Consider the following 19304-nt stretch of genomic DNA (forward strand, 5'->3'; position numbering starts at 1 on the left):
ACCAAGCCTCCGGGCTCGCCCACGCCCGCCGCCTCGTTCGGCAACGCGTCGAAGCCCCGTTCCACCGGCGGCATGCCGAGTGGGAACCGGCCGCGACCCGTGAATGGGAGGGATCAGCAGGCAGGCGCGCTAGATCGCGCCCCGCCCGTGGTGGCGCGGGTTTTCCCGGTTACCGAAATATTTCGGGTTTGCAACATGGGTCTTTTCTAGGATTGAGCGCTTGACTACCATCATGTTTCGCAATTGAGCCGAAAATTTCGGGGGCGGATCCCAAGGGAGTTCAATGAGACGTTTCTTCGCCATCGGCGCCGCCGTGCTCACGCTGGCCGGCGCGCTGACCGCCGTGCCGGTTTTCGCGGCTCAGCGGCACCCCACGGTCGCCGAGCAGAGCCTGCGCGCGCTCGCCGCCCGTCACGAGCTCGCCATCGGCACCGCGATCGACATGGACGCGCTGCGCGACGCGGCCGATCCGCAGTACCGGGCGCTCGCCGCGTCGCAGTTCTCCACCGTCACCGCCGAGAACGTCATGAAGTGGGAGGCGCTCGAACCCACCCGGGGCGTGTACAAGTGGGGTCCGGCCGACGAGTTGATCGACTTCGCCCGCAGGAACAAGCAGCAGGTCCGCGGTCATGTGCTGGTCTGGCAGAACCAGTTGCCCACCTGGCTCACCCAGGGCGTCAACGACGGGACGATCAGCGACGCGCAGCTGCGCGACATCCTGCGCGACCACATCACTACCGTCGTCAAGCACTTCAAGGGCAAGATCTGGCAGTGGGACGTCGTCAACGAGGCGGCCAGCGACCCGTGGGACAGCCCGTCGTCGATCCACCTGAAAGGCTTCTGGGCCCAGCACCTCGGCCCCGGCTACATCGCCGACGCCTTCCGCTGGGCCCGCGCCGCCGACCCCGGCGCCCTGCTGTTCTACAACGACTACAACATCGAGGCGTTCGGCGACCGCGGCCCCTCCGACAAGACCTGGTACGTCTACACCATGGCCAGGCAACTGCGCGCGAGCGGCGTCCCCATCGACGGCGTAGGCAGCCAGGGGCACCTTGGCACCCAGTACGGCAACTACGACGCCTTCCAGGTGGGCGAAGTGCTGGACGCCTTCTCCGACCTCGGGCTCGCCACGGCGTTCACCGAGGTGGACGTGCGCAGCCAGATGACCGACGGCGTGCGTGCGGGCGACTCCAACGAGATCAACCCCCGCCTCCAGGCGTCGGCGTCGAACTACAGCGTGCTCTTGCAGGCATGCCTGGCCAACCGGCACTGCCTGTCCTACACCGTCTGGGGATTCACCGACAGGCACTCCTGGGTGCCCGGCTGGTTCTCCGACCCCCCGGAGGGCATGGCCACCCTGTACGACGAGTCCTACCAGCCCAAGCGCGCCTACAACGCCGTCAAGGCCGACCTGGCGTACGCCGGCCCGCCGTACGTCCTGCCGAGGATCCCGCAGAAGCCCAGGCGATGAGCGGCGCCGCGGGGCGTCCATCGCTCGGAGGCCCCGCGGCGGCGGTACGTGAGAGGGCGGGCCGGGCGCCGCGAGGCGCCCGGCCCGCCGTGGTGCTCAGCTTCCGTAGACCTCGAAGGTGAACAGGGAGTACCCGTACGCCGTGGCCCGGGTGGTGCCGTAGATGCGCACGTACCGGGTGGAGGCGCTCAGGCCGGTGTTGTCATCCTCACCGCCGTTGCCGCCGGTGACGGACCGGGCCGTCGTCCACGTGGTCCCGTTGGGCGAGGTCTGGATCTGGTACGCCGATCCGTAGGCCGCCTCCCACACCAGGCGCACCCGGTTGATGGTGTACGTGGCGCCCAGGTCGACCTGGATCCACTGCGGGTCGGAGAACGCGCTGGACCACCGGGTCGTCGCCGATGCGTCCACCGCGGCCGAGGCCGGGTACGCGGCCGACTCCACGCTGGACGCCGTCGCCGGCTTGTTCAGCGCGAGGTTCGTCCCCGTGGGCGGCGGCTGCGTGCCGCTGGCGAACGTGAAGGAGTCGATGTCGAACAGCGAGCCCGCGCCACCGGTGAAGACCAGGAACAGGTTCGTCGTCCCGGACGGCGGCGTCACGGTGCCGGTGACGTTGGCCCAGGTCTCCCAGCCACCGGTCGGCGCGACCGTGGCCGTGCCGATCACCGTCCCGGTCGCAGAACCTGCCCGCAGGGTGATCGTGCCACCGACGCCGGCGGACGCGACCCGCGCCGTGAACGAGGTGACCCCGCTCAGGTTGTACGGCGTGAACGAGATCCAGTCCCCGTTCTCGATGTACCCGACCGCGTTGCCGCCGTTGGCCGACGGCTTGGCCACGACCGTCACGCCCTGCTGGGCGCTGTAGTGCTCGGCCTGGCGGGTCCGCGGCTGCAGGACGGCCTGCGGCGCGTGGACGGCCGTGGTCGAGCCGACGGGGGTGTACTCCGCGTCGAAGACGCCGAAGATGTTCGCGGCGGAGTCGTGCTCACCGTCCACGGTGGTCTGGATGGTGCCCGAGCAGCCGTTCGCGCTGGTGATCGGGTGGCCGTGGCTGTCGTGGCCGAGGATGTAGGTGATCTTCACCCGGCTGCAGTCGACGGTCGGGGCGTTCGGGTCGTTGACGGTGATCTGGAACGGGATCGCGTCGCCGAAGCTGAACACCCGCCCATTGACCGGTAGGTTCAGCGTGACCGTCGGCTTGCCGATGTCGATGGTGACGCTCGCCGTGGCGCTGCGGCCGGTGTTGTCGCTCACCGTCAGCGTCGCCGTGTACGTGCCGTTGGCCGTGTAGGTGAACGTCGGGTTGGCCGCGGTCGAGTCTGTGCTGCCGTTGGTCTGGAAGTCCCACGCGTAGGTGATCGGGTCGCCGTCCGGGTCGGTGGTCCCGGCCGAGCTGAACTGCACGGTGAGCGGCGCGTTCCCGGACGTCGGGTTGGCGCTGGCCACCGCGATCGGGGCCCGGTTGCCGCCCGTGTTGTACTCGATCCTGTACAGGGCCGAGTTGGCGTCGCCGCCGAACCAGCCGGTGCCGTAGTCGAGCACGTACAACGCGCCGTCCGGCCCGAACTCCATGTCCATCACCTGGGTGCCGGTGTAGGCCGGGAAGGCCTCGATCGTGCCCACCCCGCCCCCGGCGGCCAGGGTGACCGCCTTGATCCACCGCCGGCCGAACTCGCCGATGAACACCTTGCCGCTCATCGACGCCGGGAACTTCACGTCCGAGTTGAGCGCGGCGTCGTAGTTGTAAACCGGGCCGCCCATCGGAGACAGGCTGCCGCAGCACAGCTCCTGCCGGTCCTGGCCGCCGCCGTAGGGCAGCCAGGCCGCGCGCGAGGCCGGGAGCTGGGTGATGCCGGTGTTGTTGGGCGAGTTGTTCACCGGCCCGCCGGCGCAGTTGAACGCGGCGCCCGAGGGTCCGTTCGGGAAGGTGAAGTCGACGTACGGCGCGTTGTAGTTCGAGCAGTACGGCCAGCCGTAGAAGCCGGGCTGGGTGATGCGTTCGAACGCGACAGTGCCGGCGGGGCCGCGTGTCCCGCTCGCGGTGCCCGCGTCGGGCCCGTAGTCACCGAGGTAGACCGTGCCGGTGGCCCTGTCCACGCTCATCCGGAACGGGTTGCGGAATCCCATCGCGTAGATCTCGGGCCTGGTGTTCGCGGTGCCGGGCGCGAACATGTTGCCCGCCGGGATGGTGTAGCCCCCCGCCGCGCTCGGCTTGATCCGCAGCACCTTGCCCCGCAGGTCGTTGCTGTTGCCGGCGGTGCGCTGCGCGTCGTAGGCGGGGTTGCGGTCGGTCCGCTCGTCGATCGGCGTGTAGCCGCTGGACTCGAACGGGTTCGTGTCGTCACCGGTGGAGAGGTAGAGGTTGCCGGCCGCGTCGAAGTCGATGTCGCCGCCGACGTGGCAGCACATGCCGCGGCTGGTGGCGACGTCGAGGACGGTGACCGCGGAGGCCGCGTTGATGGTGTAGTCCGCGTTGACCGTGTACCGGGCCAGCCGGTTCACCCCGTTGAACGGCGCGAACTGGGCCGGGGTCCCCGAGGCCGGCGCGTCACCGCCCGGGGTGGACAGCGGCGGCGCGTAGTAGACGTACACCCACCGGTTCGACGCGAAGTTCGGGTCGGCCTTGATGCTCTGCAGGCCCTCTTCGTCGTGCGTGTACACCGGGATGGTGAGCGCCACCTTGGTGTTGCCGAGCACGTCGGTGTAGCGGATCGTGCCGTCACGCGACGTGTGCAGCACGCCCCGGTTGGGCAGGACGGTCAGGCCCATCGGCTCGCCGGTCTCCGCCACGCCCTTGGCCAGCGTCACCTGGGTGTAGCCGGGCGCCGCGAGCGCCGCGGCGGGTGCTGGAGGGGCCAGGCTGAGGGCGGCCGTGAGTACGGCGACGCATGAGGCTAGTTTTCGTAACATGATCGGTGGTCTCGCTTCCTGTCGTACGAGTCCAGACAGGCGTGCGCCGATCACGCCAACGACGCGGCGAGGTGTGGGAATCCGTCAGCGACGTCGTTCGGACAAACTGCTGCAGGTGGAACAGTCAACAGGTCTCTGTCAGGGGTTGTGAGTCACCTCGCCTTCGAGCGCTGTGGGGCCGGGGCAAGCGGCATGATCAGGTGCGGTCGTGCGGATACGGAGTGAGCCGGGGTCGCGGAACCCCGGTGATCCGTACGGCGCGCGCCTGCCCCGGCCGCCGCCGTACGGTGCCAAGCCCCATGGATGAGGTGGTTCGCTGACTTTCGCTAACTTTGCGGGTCATTCTGGTGCGAGCCTAGAATGTTACGTACAAACTGTCTAGATATTACGGTCGACTCCTCGACGCTTCTCTCATTCAGCGACGAAAGTCCACCGTCGTTAATAGAAACTCGGTGCCCATCCGCACCGGCGCCATGGGGTTCGGGGTCAGGCGAAGAAGTCGGTCAACTCGTCAATGACGACCTGGGGCCGTTCCTCAGGGATGTAGTGACCGCAGTCGGCGACTTCGACCACGCGCACGTGGGTGCCCTTGGTGGACAGGCTGTCGCGCAGGGTTGCATAGTTGCTCATGTCCCCGCCGAGGGCGAGGATCGGCAGGACGAGCTCGCCGTGCGAGCGCTGGTCGGCGATGTCGAGGTTGAACGTCTGGTACCAGCCGTTGCCCGCGCGGATGGCGTCCGCGGTGGAGTACGCGCTGGCGGGATTGTTCGTCGATGGCGGCGGGATCCTTGGCCTGGCGTTCGAAGAGCCAGTCGACAACCAGTCGGCTGCGGCCGTCCAGCAGCTTCTCCGGCAGCCCGCGGACCTGGTTGAACGCGAACCACCACAGGTACGAGCGGGCGCCGTTCTCGATTATCGTGTTGATGTGCTGGTCGGGTTCGGGTAGCAGCCTCATGTCCGACCAGCTCTCGTCGGGGTGGGGAACGTCCAGCAGCGCGATCCTGGTCGTCGCCTCCGGGTAGGCGGCGGCATGGGCCTGGGCGACCATGCCGCCGATGTCGTGGCCGGCGATGCCGACGCTTTCCAGGCCAAGGTGCCGCACCAGCTCGCGGATGTCGCGGGCCATGGTCCTCTTGTCGTAGCCGCCCGTGGGCTTGGCCGAGCCGCCCATGCCGCGCAGATCGACGGCGATCACCCGATGGCGGCGGGCCAGCGCGGGCATGACCTTGTGCCACTGCCACCAGGTCTGCGGCCACCCGCCGAGAAGCAGCAGCGGCCGTCCGGAGCCGCCTTCGACGTAGTGCAGGCGGACGTCGTTGACGTCGGCGTAGTGGCTGGTGAAGTCGCCGTCGAGCGAGTGCGCCAGCGCGGCGTCGCCGAGCGGGTCGACCGTGAGCATGTTCATATGAGGCCATCCTTGCCGTCACGCGGAAACAGTTCGACTATACGAGAAGTTCGTACAATCACTGTACGAGATACTCGTACAGTCGAACGATGCATGTCAAGCGGCTGCCCAAGCATCCGGGGTCGCCGTAGTACGCGGGAAAATCGGGCGGACATCCGGTCGGGGCGGTGAATGCCTGGCGCCCGCCGCTCAACTGCGCAGTTGCGCGTTGAGTCGTGCGGCCTGTCGCGTGAGGTGGTCGCGTTCGGGGAGGTTGGGCGCTGATCGGGCGGCTTGGGCGTAGAGCCGTGCCGCGGTGACTGGGTCGCCGTCACGCTCGTGCAGGTACGCCGCGGCGGCGGTGTGGCGGGGCAGGGCGGGGTCGAGCTCCGCCAGTGCGGCCAGGCCGGCCCGCGGGCCGTCGGCCTCGCCGACGGCGACGGCCCGGTTGAGGCGGGCCACCGGGTTGTCGGTGAGGCGCACCAGTTCGTCGTACCACTCGACGATCTGCACCCAGTCGGTCTCGGCGGCCGTCCTGGCGTCGGCGTGGAGCGCGGCGATGGCGGCTTGGGCCTGGAACTCGCCCAGCCGGTCGCGGGCGAGGGCCGCCTGGAGCACGTCGACGCCCTCGACGATCAGGCGGGTGTTCCACAGCCCGCGGTCCTGCTCGGCCAGAGGCACGAGCCTGCCGTCGGGAGCGGTCCGCGCCGGACGCCGCGCGTGGTGGAGCAGCATGAGCGCGAGCAGGCCCGCGACCTCCTCATGCTTGGTCATTGCGGCAAGCTGGCGAGTAAGCCGGATCGCCTCGCCTGCGAGGTCGACGTCGCCGGAGTAGCCCTCGTTGAAGACCAGATAGAGCACGCGCAGCACCGTGGTGACGTCACCTGGCCGGTTGAACCGCACGCCCGAGACGGTTCGCTTGGCCCTGCTGATCCGCTGGGCCATGGTCGCCTCCGGCACGAGGTAGGCCTGCGCGATCTGACGTGTGGTCAGACCGCCGACCGCGCGCAGCGTGAGCGCGACGGCCGAAGCCGGTGTCAGGGACGGGTGCGCGCACAAGAAGTACAGCTGGAGCGTGTCATCGGCCGCCTCGCCCGGGCCGGGCACGGGCTCACTCTCGACGCGTATCTCGCGGTGCCGTCGCGAGGCTTCGGCGCGGGCGGCGTCGAGGAACTTACGCCAGGCCACGGTGATCAGCCAGCCCTTGGGATCTCGCAGCGGGTCCTCCGGCCACACGCGTACGGCCTCGACCAGGGCGTCCTGCACGGCATCCTCGGCCGCCGCGAAGTCGGCTCCGCGACGGACGAGAACACCGATCACCACGGGCACCAGCTCCCGCAGCAGCGGCTCCTTCACTCGATCACCGTTGGCTGCTCGGCCATGAACGGGCGCACCTCGAGCCACTCGTGGATCGGCTTGCCACCCGCGCCCGGAGCCGCGGACAGCTCACCGGCCAGCTCGAGCGCCCGCTCGTAGGTCTCGACGTCGATCACCATCCAGCCGGCGATCAGGTCCTTGGTCTCCGCGAACGGGCCGTCGGTGACCGGCGGCCGCCCCTCGCCGTCGTAGCGGACGAACGTCCCCTCCGGGGAGAGCGCCTGACTGTCGACGAACTCGCCCGTGCCCTCGAGCCGAGCGGCGAAGTCCACCATGTACTGCACGTGGGCAGAAAGCTCCTCCGGCGTCCACTGGTCCATCGGCACGTCGTTGACCGGTGCCGGCGCGCCCCGGTAGTGCTTGAGCAGCAGGTACTTGGCCATCGTATTTCTCCTTGGTGCGGTACAGCCCATTGTGGCCGTGTTCACTGTCGGGGACGGAGCCGCGCGCGGGTTCTCGACATCCCACCGCGACATTTCCTGGCGGACTTCACAGACTCCGCGTACCGCGGTGGGGTTGAGGCGTGGGCGATCCACCCAATGCGAGCGACCGCCCGCCGCTCAGCCGCGCCGAAGCTCCTCCCGCTGCCGGACCAGCTCCTCGACCGCGCTCGGCAGAGTCGTCTCAAAGTCGATGTAAAGATGATCGGGACATTGCGGGATGTGCCGTCGTTGGCGACGTAGGCCAAAGCGGGTCACGTCGCGAGCCAACAGTTCCTGACTGATCGGTCGGTTCAGAACCTCGGTGATCTCGTTCGGTTGCACGGTTATTCCTCCCGTTGTCGTTCTCGGTCCATCCAGCGGATCGTTCTGGTTGGTCGCAGGTCGGCCGCGACGGGCCGTTAGCTGAGCTGCTCGGCCAACGCGACGATGATCCCCTCGGGGCCGCGGACGTAGCAGAGCCGGTAGCTGTCCTCGTACTGCGCCAGCTCGCCGAGGAGTTCGGCGCCGTGGGCGCGCAGGCGGGCGACGACGTCGTCGATGTCGTCGACGGCGAACATGACACGATGCAGGCCCAGCGTGTTGGGCGGCGGGTTCTCCGGCTCGGCGCTGACCGCCGCGGGGGTGTGGTACTTCGTCAGCTCCAGCTTGCTGTGGCCGTCCGGGGTCCGCATCATCGCGATGTCGCTCCGGACGCCGTCGAGTCCGACGGTGCGGTCCGCCCAAAGGCCTTCGATCTGCGCCTTGCCTTCCAGCTCCATGCCGAGTTCTACGAAGAACGCAATTGCGGCCTCAAGGTCGTCGACGACGATGCCGACGTTGTCCATCCGCTGAATCGTCATGGTGGTTCTCCTTCTTCGTCGCGCGGCCCGTCGTGGCCACTGGTGTACCTGGGACGGAGCCAGCGCCACATTCTCGACACCCGGAAACGTGCTGAGTTCTAGGGACCTGCTTCTGGCCGTCACCTCCCTGGGGTGCCCACACCGCCGAACGAGAACCCGCCCGCACGCACGCAAGCCGATTCCGCTATCGGACGCGCTCCGGCCCTGCCAGGCGGGACGCTCAGAAGAGGGTGTCGCGGACGCGCAGCGGCCGGTACCCGGTGGGGCCGAGCTGGGCGAGCTCGCCCTCGATGTCGACGTCGACGGAGCCAAAGAGGTTGATGTTCTCGCTGTGTGCTGGGGAGATGTGGGCCAGCACGTCGCCGTCGATGCGGCGCCCGGACCCCGCGCAGGAACCCCAGCTTCGCGATCTCGGAGGCCACGTCATCGGGCACGAATCCGAGTCACGGCAGAGTGCACAGGGCTACAGCGAGCCCGAGTCGGTCGGCCGGACCGCGGCCCCGGCCAGGATTGATGAACGCGACGTCAGACGGAGCGAGGGTGAAGAACCGGGCCAGCTCGTCCCGGCCGATCTCCGGGAACCGCCGCAGGGACTCCAGTTCCTCGTCCGTGAACACCGGAGCGACCACGAGGTACCTCCCCGCCAGAGCCCGAAGATCCCCAGCCTAGGCGCCTGCCCAGCCATATCCGCCCGATTCTTCCTGTGTACTACGGCGACCCCCATCCGTACGAGAATCACGTACAGTGGACAGATGGCCGTGCTGCATCACCCCAACATCGACGACATTGAGCTCGTCGGGGTCCTGGCCGCCTTGGGGCACCCTCTCCGCCTGGAGATCGCTCAGGCGCTGGCGGACGGGAAGGAGAGATTCTGCGGCGAAATTCTTCCCGACGTCCCGAAGTCGAGCATGACCCACCACTGGCGCTCCCTCCGGGAGAACGGCGTCATCCGCCAGCGCCGCGCGGGCCGCAAGCTCTACCTCACCCTGCGCCGCGACGAACTCGACGCCCGCTTCCCCGGCCTGCTCGACATCGTCCTCGCCGACCCTGCGATCCACGCGATGGCCCAGCGCATCCATTGAGCCCACGCCTCCCGCCAGGAGTGCTGTGACCGGGTTCCTCCCGAGCGATGACGGGTGGGCGGCCGTCGTGTTCGCCCTTGCGGGCGGCCGCGTCCAGGCCCTCCAGTGTGGCCTCGCGGCCTCCAGGCTGAGGCGGCACCTGCGGTCTCGTCTTTCACCCTCGGCCGAGAGGCTTGTGCCCGTCCAGTGAGGTCAGGAAGTGGGCGAGGAGTGGGCTGATGTCGTCGGCCCGCCAGACCAGGTGGAGCGTGGTGACCGTGCCTGTGATCCGGCGTGGCGTCACGCCTTCTCGGTGCAGCACCCGGTAGGAATCGGCCATGACGGCCGCGCCGAAGCCGGCGGCCACCAGCGCCAGGATTGTCTGCACGCTGCGTCCTTGGGCGTCGACACGGGGCACGATGCCGGCGCGGTGGCACATCGCGATGATCTCGTCGTGGGAGTGGGGTGCGGACTCTCTTGGCCACAGCACTAAGGGGATGTCGCCGAGCACCGATACCGGCACCGCCTCGCGCGTCATCGCGAGCGGGTGGGCGGTGGGGAGGAAAAGAGTGAGTGGTTCGCGGGTCCAGACTCGGGTGGCGAGCCTGGAGTCGCGCACGGGCAGCCGCTGCCCTGCTACATCGAGACGTCCGTCCAGGACACCGGCCGACATCTCGGCGTCGTCGAACAGCTCCACCAAGCGGAGATCGACGTCGGGCAGTTGTACCCGGAGGCGCCCGAGGGCTTCGCCCAGCGCGCCGTTGATGCCGGATCCGGCGAAGCCGATCGTGAGGCATCCGGTTTTGCCCTGGGCGGCCAGCCGTACCTCGTCTACGGCGGCTTCGGCCTCGGCCAGGACTTTCACGGCCCGGCGCAGCAACGCCTGACCGGCCGCTGTCGGGATGAGTCCGCGACCCGCCCGAGTGAACAAGTCGGTGCCCAGCCGCCGTTCCAGCTCTCGTAGTTGCCGGCTTACGGTCGGCTGGGTCACGTGGAGGCGACGGGCCGCGCCGCTGATCGATCCCTCGTCGGCGATGGCGATCACATAACCGAGCAACCGGAGATCCATCCATACCTCCAAGGCATGGGCTCGATACCTACTGATACCTCAGAGTAAGGCTTGGCGGTTGATCGGTGCAGGATGGAGCCATCCGTCCTCTCTATCGCGGGAGCCGTCTTGAGCCACCTCGGCATCGTTGCCCACAGCACTGAAGGGGCCGCGCTGTGCTTTCTCACCTATTGCCAGGAAGGGTTCCTGCGGACGGGCCGCCACGAGCACCCTGACGTGACCCTCGACTACATCGCCTTCGGCTACAGCATGCCGGCGTGGGAGGCGGGGGATCACGCCTCGATCCGGACCACCCTGGCCACAAGCGTGCAGCGGCTCGCCGACGCGGGCGCGGACTTCTTCGTCTGCCCGGACAACACGGCGCACATGGCTCTCGAAGTGCCGGGAGCCGATCTTGCCCTTCCCGGCCTGAACATCGCCGACGTGGTCGCCGAGCGGGCAGCCCGCGACGGTCACCAGCGGGTCGGGGTGCTGGGCACCAAGTTCACCATGGATGGTCCGCTATACCCGCGAGCGCTGAATGCGCGGGGCATCGCCGCCGAGGTGCCAGATGAGAAAGACCGCCACATCGTCAACAGGATCATTTTCGATGAGCTGGTGAACGGCGTGGTGACCGAGGCGTCGCGTCAGGCGTACCTCCGCGTCATCGAACGCCTGGCGGCGCGAGGATGTGACGCGGTCGCCCTGGTGTGCACGGAGATTCCGCTGCTGGTCACGCCCGGCATCGCCCCTCTTCCGACACTCGATTCCACCCGCCTTTTGGCGCGTGCGGCCTACGACGTCGCCGTCGGCGAGCAGCCCATGCCGACCTGGCGTGGCGGCCCGCTGCCACCCGGCGCGGTGTGAACCGCAGGCGCGCGGAGCGAGAGAGAAGAGAGCACGCAATGGCGAACCCGGAGCAGCGCCTCGCGGCGCTAGGGCTGGCGGTGCCAGGTGTCGTGCCGCCGGTGGCCGGCTGTACGGTCCGGTGCCCTCGTCCATGTATCGGGCCAGGTGCCACTGCGCTTCCCGCGGTCAATCTCGACCGGCACCTCGACGCCCCGAACCTGAACATGGTCAGCTGCTGATCAACCCGGCCGAGCCTCCCATGGTCATGCGTGACACGGGGCTTGAGCTGCAACCGAACGGAAACGGCGTTAGTGGGCCGGGGCGGGCGGAGTTATCGCCGTTCACCGTTCCGATGCAGGTCGCCGCGCTGGAGCGGTCAGCGGGGCCGTCGGCGGGCGGCGGGGTCGGCGTCGGCGGTGACTTGGCCCTGCGGGGCTGAAACCCGAAAGAAATGACTCCGTCGGCAGTGCAATCGCCGCGCGGAGGCCTGGCCCTGCCCAACCCCCCGGAAGGGACAAATATGTCGAAACGCCTAAAGACCGGTCTGTACTGGTTCCTGGCCCTTGAGTTCGCGCTGGGCGCCGTGACCAAGTACTGGCCGGGAGACACGATATTCAGCACGGCGTACTCCGCGAAGTTCGTCGACTGGGGTTACCCGTCCTGGATGCGCTTCGTGGTCGGCGCCTTGGAAGGTGTCGCCGCCGTCCTGCTCGTGATCCCCAACCGGCGAACACGCTTCCTGGGCGCCACGACCCTCATGTTCGTGCTCACCGGCGCTGTCACCACCCACATCGTCAACCACGACCCGGCGGTGGAAAGCTGGGCAGCGCCGACCCATCTCGTCATCATGGGCATCCTCGCGCTGGCCAACTGGCCCGCCGACTGGCGCCACCTCCTGCGGGCTCCCACCCTGCCGACAGCCCGAACACCACATCCAACGAAGTGCCCTGGCCGTGATCGACTTGCCCCGCGTCGGGAACCGCTGCCCATCGCTGGAGGACAAGGTGTCAAGTACCGGGTTTGAGCCTTCGATCAGCCGCTCGTCATCGAGACGGGTGGGTTGTGTGCTGGTGATTGGTCTCGTTCGACGGGTGAAACCTCGTCGTTGAGAAATGGCCGAGTAGGGGAGAAGCGGCCCGGCGCCTTCAGGTCGCGCGCTCCGCGATGAACACGAACTCGCGGCCTGGGCGATCAGGGGCTTCTCGCACGTCCAGCACTCGATAGCCGTTGGCGACCAGGCTTGTTTCCACCTCGTCGCGGCTGCGAAACCGGAGGGTCGAGTCCGAGGTGACGACGGCGCCGTCCGCCAGGAACCTGTAGGTATAGCGGAAGGACACCAACGGAAGGCTCACGTCGGTGACCTCAAGACGCCGCTCCACTGACCCGATCCCTGGAACATCGCGAGTGATCTGGGCGGCGTTGACAGCCCATTCCTCCCATGCCCGACGTTCAGGACGCCTGATCTCGAACACGAGGTAACCACCTGGGCGAAGTGCGGTGTGGATGCCCTGGAGAGTCCGTCTCCAGCCGTCATCGGTGAGAAAGACCTGCGCCACGTTCCCTGTCATCATCGCAAGCTCGGCACCGATCGCCGGCACCGTCGTGGCATCGCCGTGAACCCAGGTGATTCTTCCGGTGCGATCCTTCGACTTCGCGACCTCAAGCGATGCCCCGGCCGGGTCGACGCCCACAACCGTGCGGCCGCTGTCCGCGAGCAGGACCGCCAGGCATCCTGTCCCACAACCGACATCGAGCACACGGCCTGCCCTCAATTCATCGGCGATGTCGAGGTAGGCCATCAGATCGTCGCGATCTCCGTCAAAAGCGTCATAGACGGGTGCGAGGCGAGGGTGGGCGAAGATCGCGTCAGGCACCTGGTGACCATACCCAGGGTCGAGCCCTCCGGCGACAGATTTTTCGGCCGCCACTGGTGCACCCCCACGCCGCACCGAGGGCGTTCGGGGTGCCGTGTTGCGCGAGAACGGAAATTCGAGCAGTGCCGACGCCGCCGAACAGCGGGACCGGGGCGACGCAGCGGAACGGCAGGCTGATTTGCCTAAAGCTCTTAGGCAATTGCATAATGGCTGTCGCTAGATGGGAGGAAGGTTATGGTTCGAGTAGGGCTGACCACGGAACGCCTGACCCAGGCGGGGGCGGAACTGGCCGACGAGGTCGGCTTCGACCAGGTGACCGTCTCGGCGCTCGCCCGGCGGTTCGACGTCAAGGTCGCGAGTCTGTACTCGCACCTGAAGAACTCCCAGGACCTCAAGACCAGGATCGCCCTGTTCGCCCTGGAGGAACTCGCCGACCGGGTCGCCGCCGCCCTGGCCGGGCGCGCCGGCAAGGACGCTCTGGCCGCCTTCGCCGATGCCTACCGCGACTACGCCCGGGAGCACCCCGGCCGCTACGCCGCCGCCCAGCTCAGGCTCGACCCCAAGACGGCGGCCGCCAGCGCCGGCGTCAGGCACGCACAGATGACGCGGGCGATCCTACGCGGCTACGACCTGACGGAGCCGGACCAGACGCACGCGGTCCGGATGCTGGGCAGCGTCTTCCACGGCTACGTCAGCCTGGAGATGGGCGGAGGCTTCAGCCACACCGCCGTCGACCCGCAGGAATCCTGGCCCTGGATCGTGGATTCCCTCGACGCCCTGCTGCGGAGCTGGACCACACCCCGACCATCGGGGGCCACACCGCCGGACGCGGCCGGCCGCGCCGCGCACCGGCGCATCTGAACAGTAAATCTTGATCAACAGGCTGAGGCAATGAACAACGAGCACGACTGGATCACCACACCCGTCACCGCGGACATCCTGCGCGGCGTCCTCGACGTGGAACGCACGGCGCACGGCCTGCTGCCGCACCGGCTGCCCGCGCGGGCTCGCCGGCAGATCCCTGACGACCAGCTGACCGTGGCCGAGGCCCAGCCGTCCGGCGTGCGGTTGGCCTTCCGCACCCGGGCCACCACCATCGAACTGGACACACTGCCCACCAAGAGGGCCTACCGAGGTCTCCCGACCCCGGCGGACGGCGTATACGACCTGCTGGTCGACGGCCGTCTCGCTGCCCAGGCCACGGTGACCGGCGGCAAACTCCGCACGATCGACATGGCCACCCAGTCCGTCGAACTGCGCGAAGGGCCTCCCGGCACCGCCCGGTTCACCGATCTGCCCGCGCGTGACAAGGACGTCGAGATCTGGCTTCCTCATACGGAGATCACCGAGCTGATCGCCCTGCGCACCGACGCCCCGGTCGAGCCGGCGCCGGACAGCGGGCGCAGGGTGTGGCTGCACCACGGAAGTTCCATCAGCCACGGCTCGAACGCCGCCCACCCGACCGCCATCTGGCCGGCCCTGGCCGCCGCCCAGGGCGGAGTGGAGCTGGTCAATCTGGGCTTCGGCGGCAGCGCGCTGCTCGACCCGTTCACCGCCCGCGCGATGCGGGACACCCCCGCGGACCTGATCAGCGTCAAGATCGGCATCAATGTCGTCAACACCGACGTGATGCGCCTGCGCGCCTTCACCCCCGCGGTCCATGGCTTCCTCGACACCATCCGCGAGGGGCATCCGACCACGCCGCTGCTGGTCGCGTCCTCCATCCTGTGCCCGGTCCAGGAGGACACCCCCGGCCCCCTCGCACCCGAATTCGACGGCGGGACCTTGCGGTTCAAGGCCACGGGCGACCCAGCCGAACGCGCCGCCGGGCGCCTGACGCTCAACGTCATCCGCGACGAACTCGCCCGGATCGTCGAACAGCGGGCGGCTGACGACCCGAACCTGCATTACCTTGACGGCCGTGACCTTTACGGCGAGACGGACTACGCCGAACTGCCGCTGCCCGACGAGGTCCACCCCGACCCCGCAGGACACCGCCGCATCGGCGAGAACTTCGCGCGGCTCGCGTTCGGCGCCGGCGGCCCATTCGCCACCAAGACCGGCTGACCAGAATCGCGCTCGCGCGGGCCCATCCGATCACCCATCAGCGCCTCCAGCAACGACGCCATCGCCGCGCTCCTCGGCGACTGACAGTGGCTCCTGGAGTCATCCGCCGATCGGGTGGGATGCCACGCCGAGGTGCGGGCGACCTGGGCCGGGTGGGTGAGCTGCGGGTAGTGCCCGGCCCCGGCGATCTCGGCCACTGGGTGGTCGACGCCCACGACCAGCGGGTCAGCCGAGCCCACGACGATCTCGACCGGAACGCTCACCCGGTCCAGCAGCGCCCGCGACCGCTCGCGCTCGGCGAAAGCCGTGCGCAGAGCCGTGATCACCCGGTGCGCCACCCCGGGACGGCGCAGGTCCGCTGCGGCGCTCGCCACCTCCGGCCCCTGCGGGAGGCCGAGCGCCCCGGCCAGGTGAGCGGCGGACATGCGGCGCATCATCGGCACGGCCAGGCCCGAGCGGAGGAGCCGTGGGCTGGGGGCCTGCAGGAACGCCGGGGAGACGAGTACGAGCTTGCTGATGCGTTCCGGATGTTCGACGGCGAAGCGGAGCGCGGGCCCGCAGGCCAGCGAGTGCGCGACCAGCGCAGGGCGGGTCCGCACCGGGCTCAGCAGGTCGGCCAGCCACGCGTCCACCGGCTGGACGGCGGCGGCCGAGCGTCCCAAGCCGGGCAGGTCGGGGGCCAGGATCGGGCCGGAGAGGCGGGCGGCCAGAGGCGCCCAGAGGTCGGCGTTCATCGGCAGCCCGTGCAGCAGGACGTGGGCGGGGCGGTGACGCTCTCCACTCACCCACGTACGGCTGCCCGCCACTGTGCGGAAGCCGTACGGGCTCAGCCAGGGCGACCCGGCGCCGAAGCGGGTGGCCACCAGGTCGTCGGCCCAGGCGCGCAGGGCGTCGGCGGCCGGGGGCATCTCCAAGCCGGCGGTCGCGGCGAAGGCGCGGGCGGAGGCCGTCGGGTAGCGGTCGGCCGACAAGAACGACAGCGTCTCGGGGTCGGCGCCGGTCATCTTGCGCGGCAGGCGCCGTACGAGGCCGACGGGGATGGTACGGCGAGGCGCCCGCACGCCCGTGTGTTCGGCGATCGTGCTGATCAGTTCGGGCAGGAGGGGAGTTGTGTCGTCGAGCACCCAGTAGTGCTCACCCGCAGGTGATTCGGGGATCTCCGCCAGAAAACGCGCGAAGTAGTCGATCGTGACGATCGGCAGGAAGATGTCGGGGCCGCCGGGGATCGCGGGGAGCCGCCCGTTCCACAGGTCCTCGACGAGGGTGGCCAGGCCGATGTACTGGCCCGGCCCGATCACGGTGCTGGGATTGGCGATGGTCAGCGGGATTTCCAGCTCGCGGGCCCGGGCCCGCACCGCGAGATCGGCCTCGAGCTTCGACGCCTCGTACGCTCCAAGCCTGGCGTAGTCGGGGCGACCGCTGAACGCGCTCACCCGGTACCCGCTGATGTGCACGAGCCGCCGCAGTCCGGGCAGCGCGGCGGCCCATTCGAGCACGTTGAGCGCCCCGATCACGTTGGTCGCTCGCGCCTCCTCCACTCCGAGGCCGAACGCGAAGCGCGCGGCGGCGTTGTAGACGTCGCGCGCTTCGGGCAGGCCCGTGAGCGGTCGCGTGATGTCGGCGGCGATGATGAGCAGCCCGCCGGTGTCGACGCCTTGGGAGGTCAGCCAGGGGGTGAGGGTGTCGTTTCGTACGGCTGCCGCCACCCGCTGCCCCCTGCCAAGCAGCTCGGCGACGAGGGAACGGCCGATGAAACCGGTTGCGCCGAAGACGATCGCGTCCATGAGGCTCCAAATAGATCGGTCTACATATTTTTAGGCCCGAAAAGAGGCCCGCCGGTTGCGGCGGGCCGTGTCAGCGCAGCAAGGCGGTGATCTGGCGGGCGACACGACTCAGCGGCTCCCTGCTGCGGTGCGCCCTGGCCAGCAGGAGCGCTCCCTCGACCAGGGCCAGGATCGTGACCGAGAGGTCGTCGGCGTCTGGATGGCCGTCCAGACGCGCACGGAGGGCCCTCTCCCACGAGGTGTAGACCTCCGAGCAGGCCTCCTGCAGCGGGTCGCTGGTGGCGGCCATCTCGAGCGCCACGGTGGCCACCGGGCACCCCTTGCGCCAGCCCGACCCCTCCAGCCGGTCGCCCAGGTGCCGCAGTACTCCTTCGACGAACTCCGCCACGGACGGACTGGAGTCGGCCAGGCCCTCCAAGGCATCGCCGATCGCCCGGCCTGCCCGCCGTACGGACTCGCCGACCAGTTGGTCCTTGCCGCCGGGGAAATGGAAGTAGAGCGAGCCGCGGGGCGCGCCACTGACCGCGATCACCTGGTTGAGCCCGGCACCGAAGTATCCCCCGGTCTCGACCAGCTCCTGCGTCGCATCCAGTAGCCGGTCCCGCGTCTCGGCGCCCTTCTGTCCCATGACACAAAAATAGACCGATCTACCTATTCTTTCAATCTGTCCCTTGGTGCCGGACTGGACATCCGGATCGGCTGCGCCCGCGTCTCCGGACGCGCACAAGGTCACCAGAGGCGGCTGGACGCAGCCGCCGACCGCCGCGAGATGATCGTGGAGGCCGTCGGCACCCGTTGAGCCCGGGTATCACCTGGGCGAGGCCCGCTGTGACGAGCGCCGCCGCCACCAGCAGGGCGCTAACCCACAGCGGCGAGCGGTAGCCGAGTCCGGCGGCGATGGTGAGGCCACCGATGGCGGAGCCGGTGGCCGCACCCACGTTGAGGGCCGCGGTCGCGAAAGAGCCGCCGAGCGAGGGCGCCTGCGTCGCCGCATACAGCACCTGGGCGATCAGGGTCGAACCGACGGCGAACGAGAGGGTCCCCTGGACGAAGACGAGCAGGATCGTGGCAATCGAACTGCCTGCTGTGGCCGTGAAGAGACCCCATCCGGCGAACAAGGCGATCCCGCCCGGAATCAGGACCCGCATCGGCCGCGTGTCCGACAGGCGACCGCCGATGGTCACGCCGGCGAACGATCCGAGACCGAACAGCGCCAGCATCACCGGCACCCAGCGCTCGGAGAATCCGCTGACGTTGATGACCAGCGGGGTCAGATAGGTGAAGGTGCAGAAGGTTGCGGCGTTCACCAGCGCGGCCAGCAGCAGTACGACCAGCAGCCGCGGGCCGCGCAGTGCACGCAGTTCGCGCCGGGCACTGGGACGGGCCTGGTCCGGGTCGCCGGTCGCCTGAACCGCGTCGGGCACCGAGCACAGCACGGCGAAGACGGCCGGCAGGGAGATCAGGGCAACGGCCCAGAACGCCGCCCGCCAGCCGAACGCCTGGCCGAGCACGGCACCGGCGGGCACACCGGCGACGCACGCGAGCGTGACGCCCCCGAGCAGGATGGAGGTCGCCCGCCCCTTGGCGTTCGGCGCGACCATGCTGGTCGCCGCCGCGAGGCCCACGGCCAGGAAACCGGCGTTGGCCAACGCCCCGAGGACCCGGGTCAGCAGGAGCACGGAGAAGGTGGTGGTGACCGCGCCGACGACATGCACGAGCATGAACGCGACCAGGAAGACGAGCAGCGCCCGCCGACGCGGCCAGCGCAGACTGAGCACCGCCATCAGTGGGGCTCCGACGATCATTCCCGCGGCGAAGGCTGACGTCAGCGCGCCGGCGGCCGAGACGGACACATTCAGTTCACTGGCGATGTCCGGAACCAGCCCGGACAACATGAACTCGGACGTTCCCTGGGCGAATAACGCCAGTCCGAGGATGTAGATGGCAAAGGGCATGAGCAGAGCACTCCGCAGCCGCGTCGAAAGGGATCACGAAGGACACGGCACACCACCGCGGCACTCCCGAACCGGCCGCACGAAGCGTGCGTTCATCCGGGGCACACGGGGGCGCTACCGCGTGAAGGAGACCCGGTTTGGCCGCCACCAGCGACACGACGAAGGTGACGGAACTACCGGGAAGAATCAGTCCGTACGACGGTGATCCGGCGGCGAGGGTGGCGAAAGACGCGCGGCCTCAG

Annotated in this window: 17 protein-coding genes and 2 pseudogenes; 6 read left to right on the forward strand and 13 right to left on the reverse strand. The window is 69.0% G+C overall.

Annotation, left to right across the window (positions count from 1 at the left end):
* Positions 1-283 precede the first annotated feature (283 nt).
* The gene (locus OG589_RS12545; RefSeq protein ID WP_405148827.1) at positions 284-1471 is read left to right on the forward strand and encodes an endo-1,4-beta-xylanase; all 1188 of its coding nucleotides are present in this window, start codon (positions 284-286) and stop codon (positions 1469-1471) included.
* A gap of 96 nt (positions 1472-1567) precedes the next feature.
* Here the strand turns inward: OG589_RS12545 and OG589_RS12550 are convergent, their stop codons facing one another.
* The 8 genes from OG589_RS12550 to OG589_RS12585 all read right to left on the reverse strand — a co-directional run bounded on the left by OG589_RS12550 (position 1568) and on the right by OG589_RS12585 (position 9053).
* A complete protein-coding gene (locus tag OG589_RS12550) occupies positions 1568-4381 on the reverse strand; it encodes a carbohydrate-binding protein (RefSeq protein ID WP_405148829.1) in 2814 nt (937 codons plus the stop codon).
* Between the two features lie 535 nt (positions 4382-4916).
* Entirely contained in the window at positions 4917-5786 is an 870-nt protein-coding gene (locus OG589_RS12555) for an alpha/beta fold hydrolase (RefSeq protein ID WP_405148831.1), read from the reverse strand.
* A gap of 189 nt (positions 5787-5975) precedes the next feature.
* Positions 5976-7121 carry an RNA polymerase sigma factor gene (locus OG589_RS12560; protein ID WP_405148833.1) on the reverse strand — a complete coding sequence of 382 codons (1146 nt, stop codon included), beginning with the start codon at positions 7119-7121 and terminating at the stop codon, positions 5976-5978.
* Positions 7118-7525: a YciI family protein gene (locus tag OG589_RS12565; RefSeq protein WP_405148835.1), complete on the reverse strand. Its 408-nt coding sequence runs from the start codon at positions 7523-7525 to the stop codon at positions 7118-7120. Before OG589_RS12565 ends, OG589_RS12560 begins: the two co-directional genes overlap by 4 nt.
* Before the next feature lie 177 nt (positions 7526-7702).
* On the reverse strand, positions 7703-7906 hold the full coding sequence (locus OG589_RS12570) for a hypothetical protein (RefSeq protein ID WP_405148836.1): 204 nt from the start codon (positions 7904-7906) through the stop codon (positions 7703-7705).
* Positions 7907-7983: 77 nt separating this feature from the next.
* Entirely contained in the window at positions 7984-8409 is a 426-nt protein-coding gene (locus tag OG589_RS12575) for a VOC family protein (RefSeq protein WP_405152029.1), read from the reverse strand.
* Positions 8410-8644: 235 nt separating this feature from the next.
* Positions 8645-8851: a hypothetical protein gene (locus OG589_RS12580; protein WP_405148837.1), complete on the reverse strand. Its 207-nt coding sequence runs from the start codon at positions 8849-8851 to the stop codon at positions 8645-8647.
* Positions 8852-8867: 16 nt separating this feature from the next.
* Entirely contained in the window at positions 8868-9053 is a 186-nt protein-coding gene (locus OG589_RS12585) for a DUF4158 domain-containing protein (protein ID WP_405148839.1), read from the reverse strand.
* A 123-nt stretch (positions 9054-9176) separates the two neighbouring features.
* On the opposite strand from OG589_RS12585, the gene OG589_RS12590 reads away from it, so the two are divergent.
* The gene (locus OG589_RS12590; RefSeq protein ID WP_405148840.1) at positions 9177-9506 is read left to right on the forward strand and encodes an ArsR/SmtB family transcription factor; all 330 of its coding nucleotides are present in this window, start codon (positions 9177-9179) and stop codon (positions 9504-9506) included.
* Between the two features lie 154 nt (positions 9507-9660).
* On the opposite strand, the gene OG589_RS12595 is transcribed toward OG589_RS12590, so the two are convergent.
* Positions 9661-10554: a LysR family transcriptional regulator gene (locus OG589_RS12595; RefSeq protein ID WP_405148842.1), complete on the reverse strand. Its 894-nt coding sequence runs from the start codon at positions 10552-10554 to the stop codon at positions 9661-9663.
* Between the two features lie 108 nt (positions 10555-10662).
* On the opposite strand from OG589_RS12595, the gene OG589_RS12600 reads away from it, so the two are divergent.
* Together OG589_RS12600 and OG589_RS12605 are read left to right on the forward strand one after the other, a co-directional pair.
* Entirely contained in the window at positions 10663-11400 is a 738-nt protein-coding gene (locus OG589_RS12600; RefSeq protein ID WP_405148844.1) for an aspartate/glutamate racemase family protein, read from the forward strand.
* A 502-nt stretch (positions 11401-11902) separates the two neighbouring features.
* On the forward strand, positions 11903-12406 hold the full coding sequence (locus OG589_RS12605; RefSeq protein WP_405148846.1) for a DoxX family protein: 504 nt from the start codon (positions 11903-11905) through the stop codon (positions 12404-12406).
* 121 nt (positions 12407-12527) lie between these two features.
* Here OG589_RS12605 and OG589_RS12610 read toward each other — a convergent pair whose 3' ends face one another.
* A complete protein-coding gene (locus OG589_RS12610; protein ID WP_405148848.1) occupies positions 12528-13256 on the reverse strand; it encodes a class I SAM-dependent methyltransferase in 729 nt (242 codons plus the stop codon).
* Positions 13257-13490: 234 nt separating this feature from the next.
* On the opposite strand from OG589_RS12610, the gene OG589_RS12615 reads away from it, so the two are divergent.
* Together OG589_RS12615 and OG589_RS12620 are read left to right on the forward strand one after the other, a co-directional pair.
* Positions 13491-14117 (forward strand): TetR/AcrR family transcriptional regulator, encoded by a 627-nt coding sequence (locus tag OG589_RS12615; protein ID WP_405148849.1) that lies wholly within the window; start codon positions 13491-13493, stop codon positions 14115-14117.
* Positions 14118-14147: 30 nt separating this feature from the next.
* Positions 14148-15323, forward strand: a complete 1176-nt coding sequence (locus OG589_RS12620; protein WP_405148851.1) for a GDSL-type esterase/lipase family protein — start codon at positions 14148-14150, stop codon at positions 15321-15323.
* Positions 15324-15814: 491 nt separating this feature from the next.
* Here the strand turns inward: OG589_RS12620 and OG589_RS12625 are convergent.
* The 3 genes and pseudogenes from OG589_RS12625 to OG589_RS12635 all read right to left on the reverse strand — a co-directional run.
* A pseudogene (locus tag OG589_RS12625) lies at positions 15815-17107 on the reverse strand (alpha/beta fold hydrolase); the annotation flags it as partial.
* Positions 17108-17177: 70 nt separating this feature from the next.
* A complete protein-coding gene (locus tag OG589_RS12630; protein WP_405148853.1) occupies positions 17178-17735 on the reverse strand; it encodes a TetR/AcrR family transcriptional regulator in 558 nt (185 codons plus the stop codon).
* A 196-nt stretch (positions 17736-17931) separates the two neighbouring features.
* Positions 17932-19062 (reverse strand): annotated as a pseudogene (locus tag OG589_RS12635) (Cmx/CmrA family chloramphenicol efflux MFS transporter); the annotation flags it as partial.
* Between the last annotated feature and the right edge of the window lie 242 nt (positions 19063-19304).

Origin of the sequence: Sphaerisporangium sp. NBC_01403 (assembly GCF_045040145.1) — a bacterium.
GTDB lineage: Bacteria > Actinomycetota > Actinomycetes > Streptosporangiales > Streptosporangiaceae > Sphaerisporangium > Sphaerisporangium viridialbum.

Excerpts from the sequence above, each read along its gene's own strand:
- OG589_RS12615 (WP_405148849.1), top strand. The coding sequence starts at position 13,491 with ATGGTTCGAGTAGGGCTGACCACGGAACGCCTGACCCAGGCGGGGGCG.
- OG589_RS12595 (WP_405148842.1), bottom strand. The coding sequence starts at position 10,554 with ATGGATCTCCGGTTGCTCGGTTATGTGATCGCCATCGCCGACGAGGGA.
- OG589_RS12575 (WP_405152029.1), bottom strand. The coding sequence starts at position 8,409 with ATGGACAACGTCGGCATCGTCGTCGACGACCTTGAGGCCGCAATTGCG.
- OG589_RS12605 (WP_405148846.1), top strand. The coding sequence starts at position 11,903 with ATGTCGAAACGCCTAAAGACCGGTCTGTACTGGTTCCTGGCCCTTGAG.
- OG589_RS12580 (WP_405148837.1), bottom strand. The coding sequence starts at position 8,851 with ATGACGTGGCCTCCGAGATCGCGAAGCTGGGGTTCCTGCGCGGGGTCC.
- OG589_RS12565 (WP_405148835.1), bottom strand. The coding sequence starts at position 7,525 with ATGGCCAAGTACCTGCTGCTCAAGCACTACCGGGGCGCGCCGGCACCG.
- OG589_RS12630 (WP_405148853.1), bottom strand. The coding sequence starts at position 17,735 with ATGGGACAGAAGGGCGCCGAGACGCGGGACCGGCTACTGGATGCGACG.
- OG589_RS12545 (WP_405148827.1), top strand. The coding sequence starts at position 284 with ATGAGACGTTTCTTCGCCATCGGCGCCGCCGTGCTCACGCTGGCCGGC.
- OG589_RS12620 (WP_405148851.1), top strand. The coding sequence starts at position 14,148 with ATGAACAACGAGCACGACTGGATCACCACACCCGTCACCGCGGACATC.
- OG589_RS12555 (WP_405148831.1), bottom strand. The coding sequence starts at position 5,786 with ATGAACATGCTCACGGTCGACCCGCTCGGCGACGCCGCGCTGGCGCAC.
- OG589_RS12590 (WP_405148840.1), top strand. The coding sequence starts at position 9,177 with ATGGCCGTGCTGCATCACCCCAACATCGACGACATTGAGCTCGTCGGG.
- OG589_RS12550 (WP_405148829.1), bottom strand. The coding sequence starts at position 4,381 with ATGTTACGAAAACTAGCCTCATGCGTCGCCGTACTCACGGCCGCCCTC.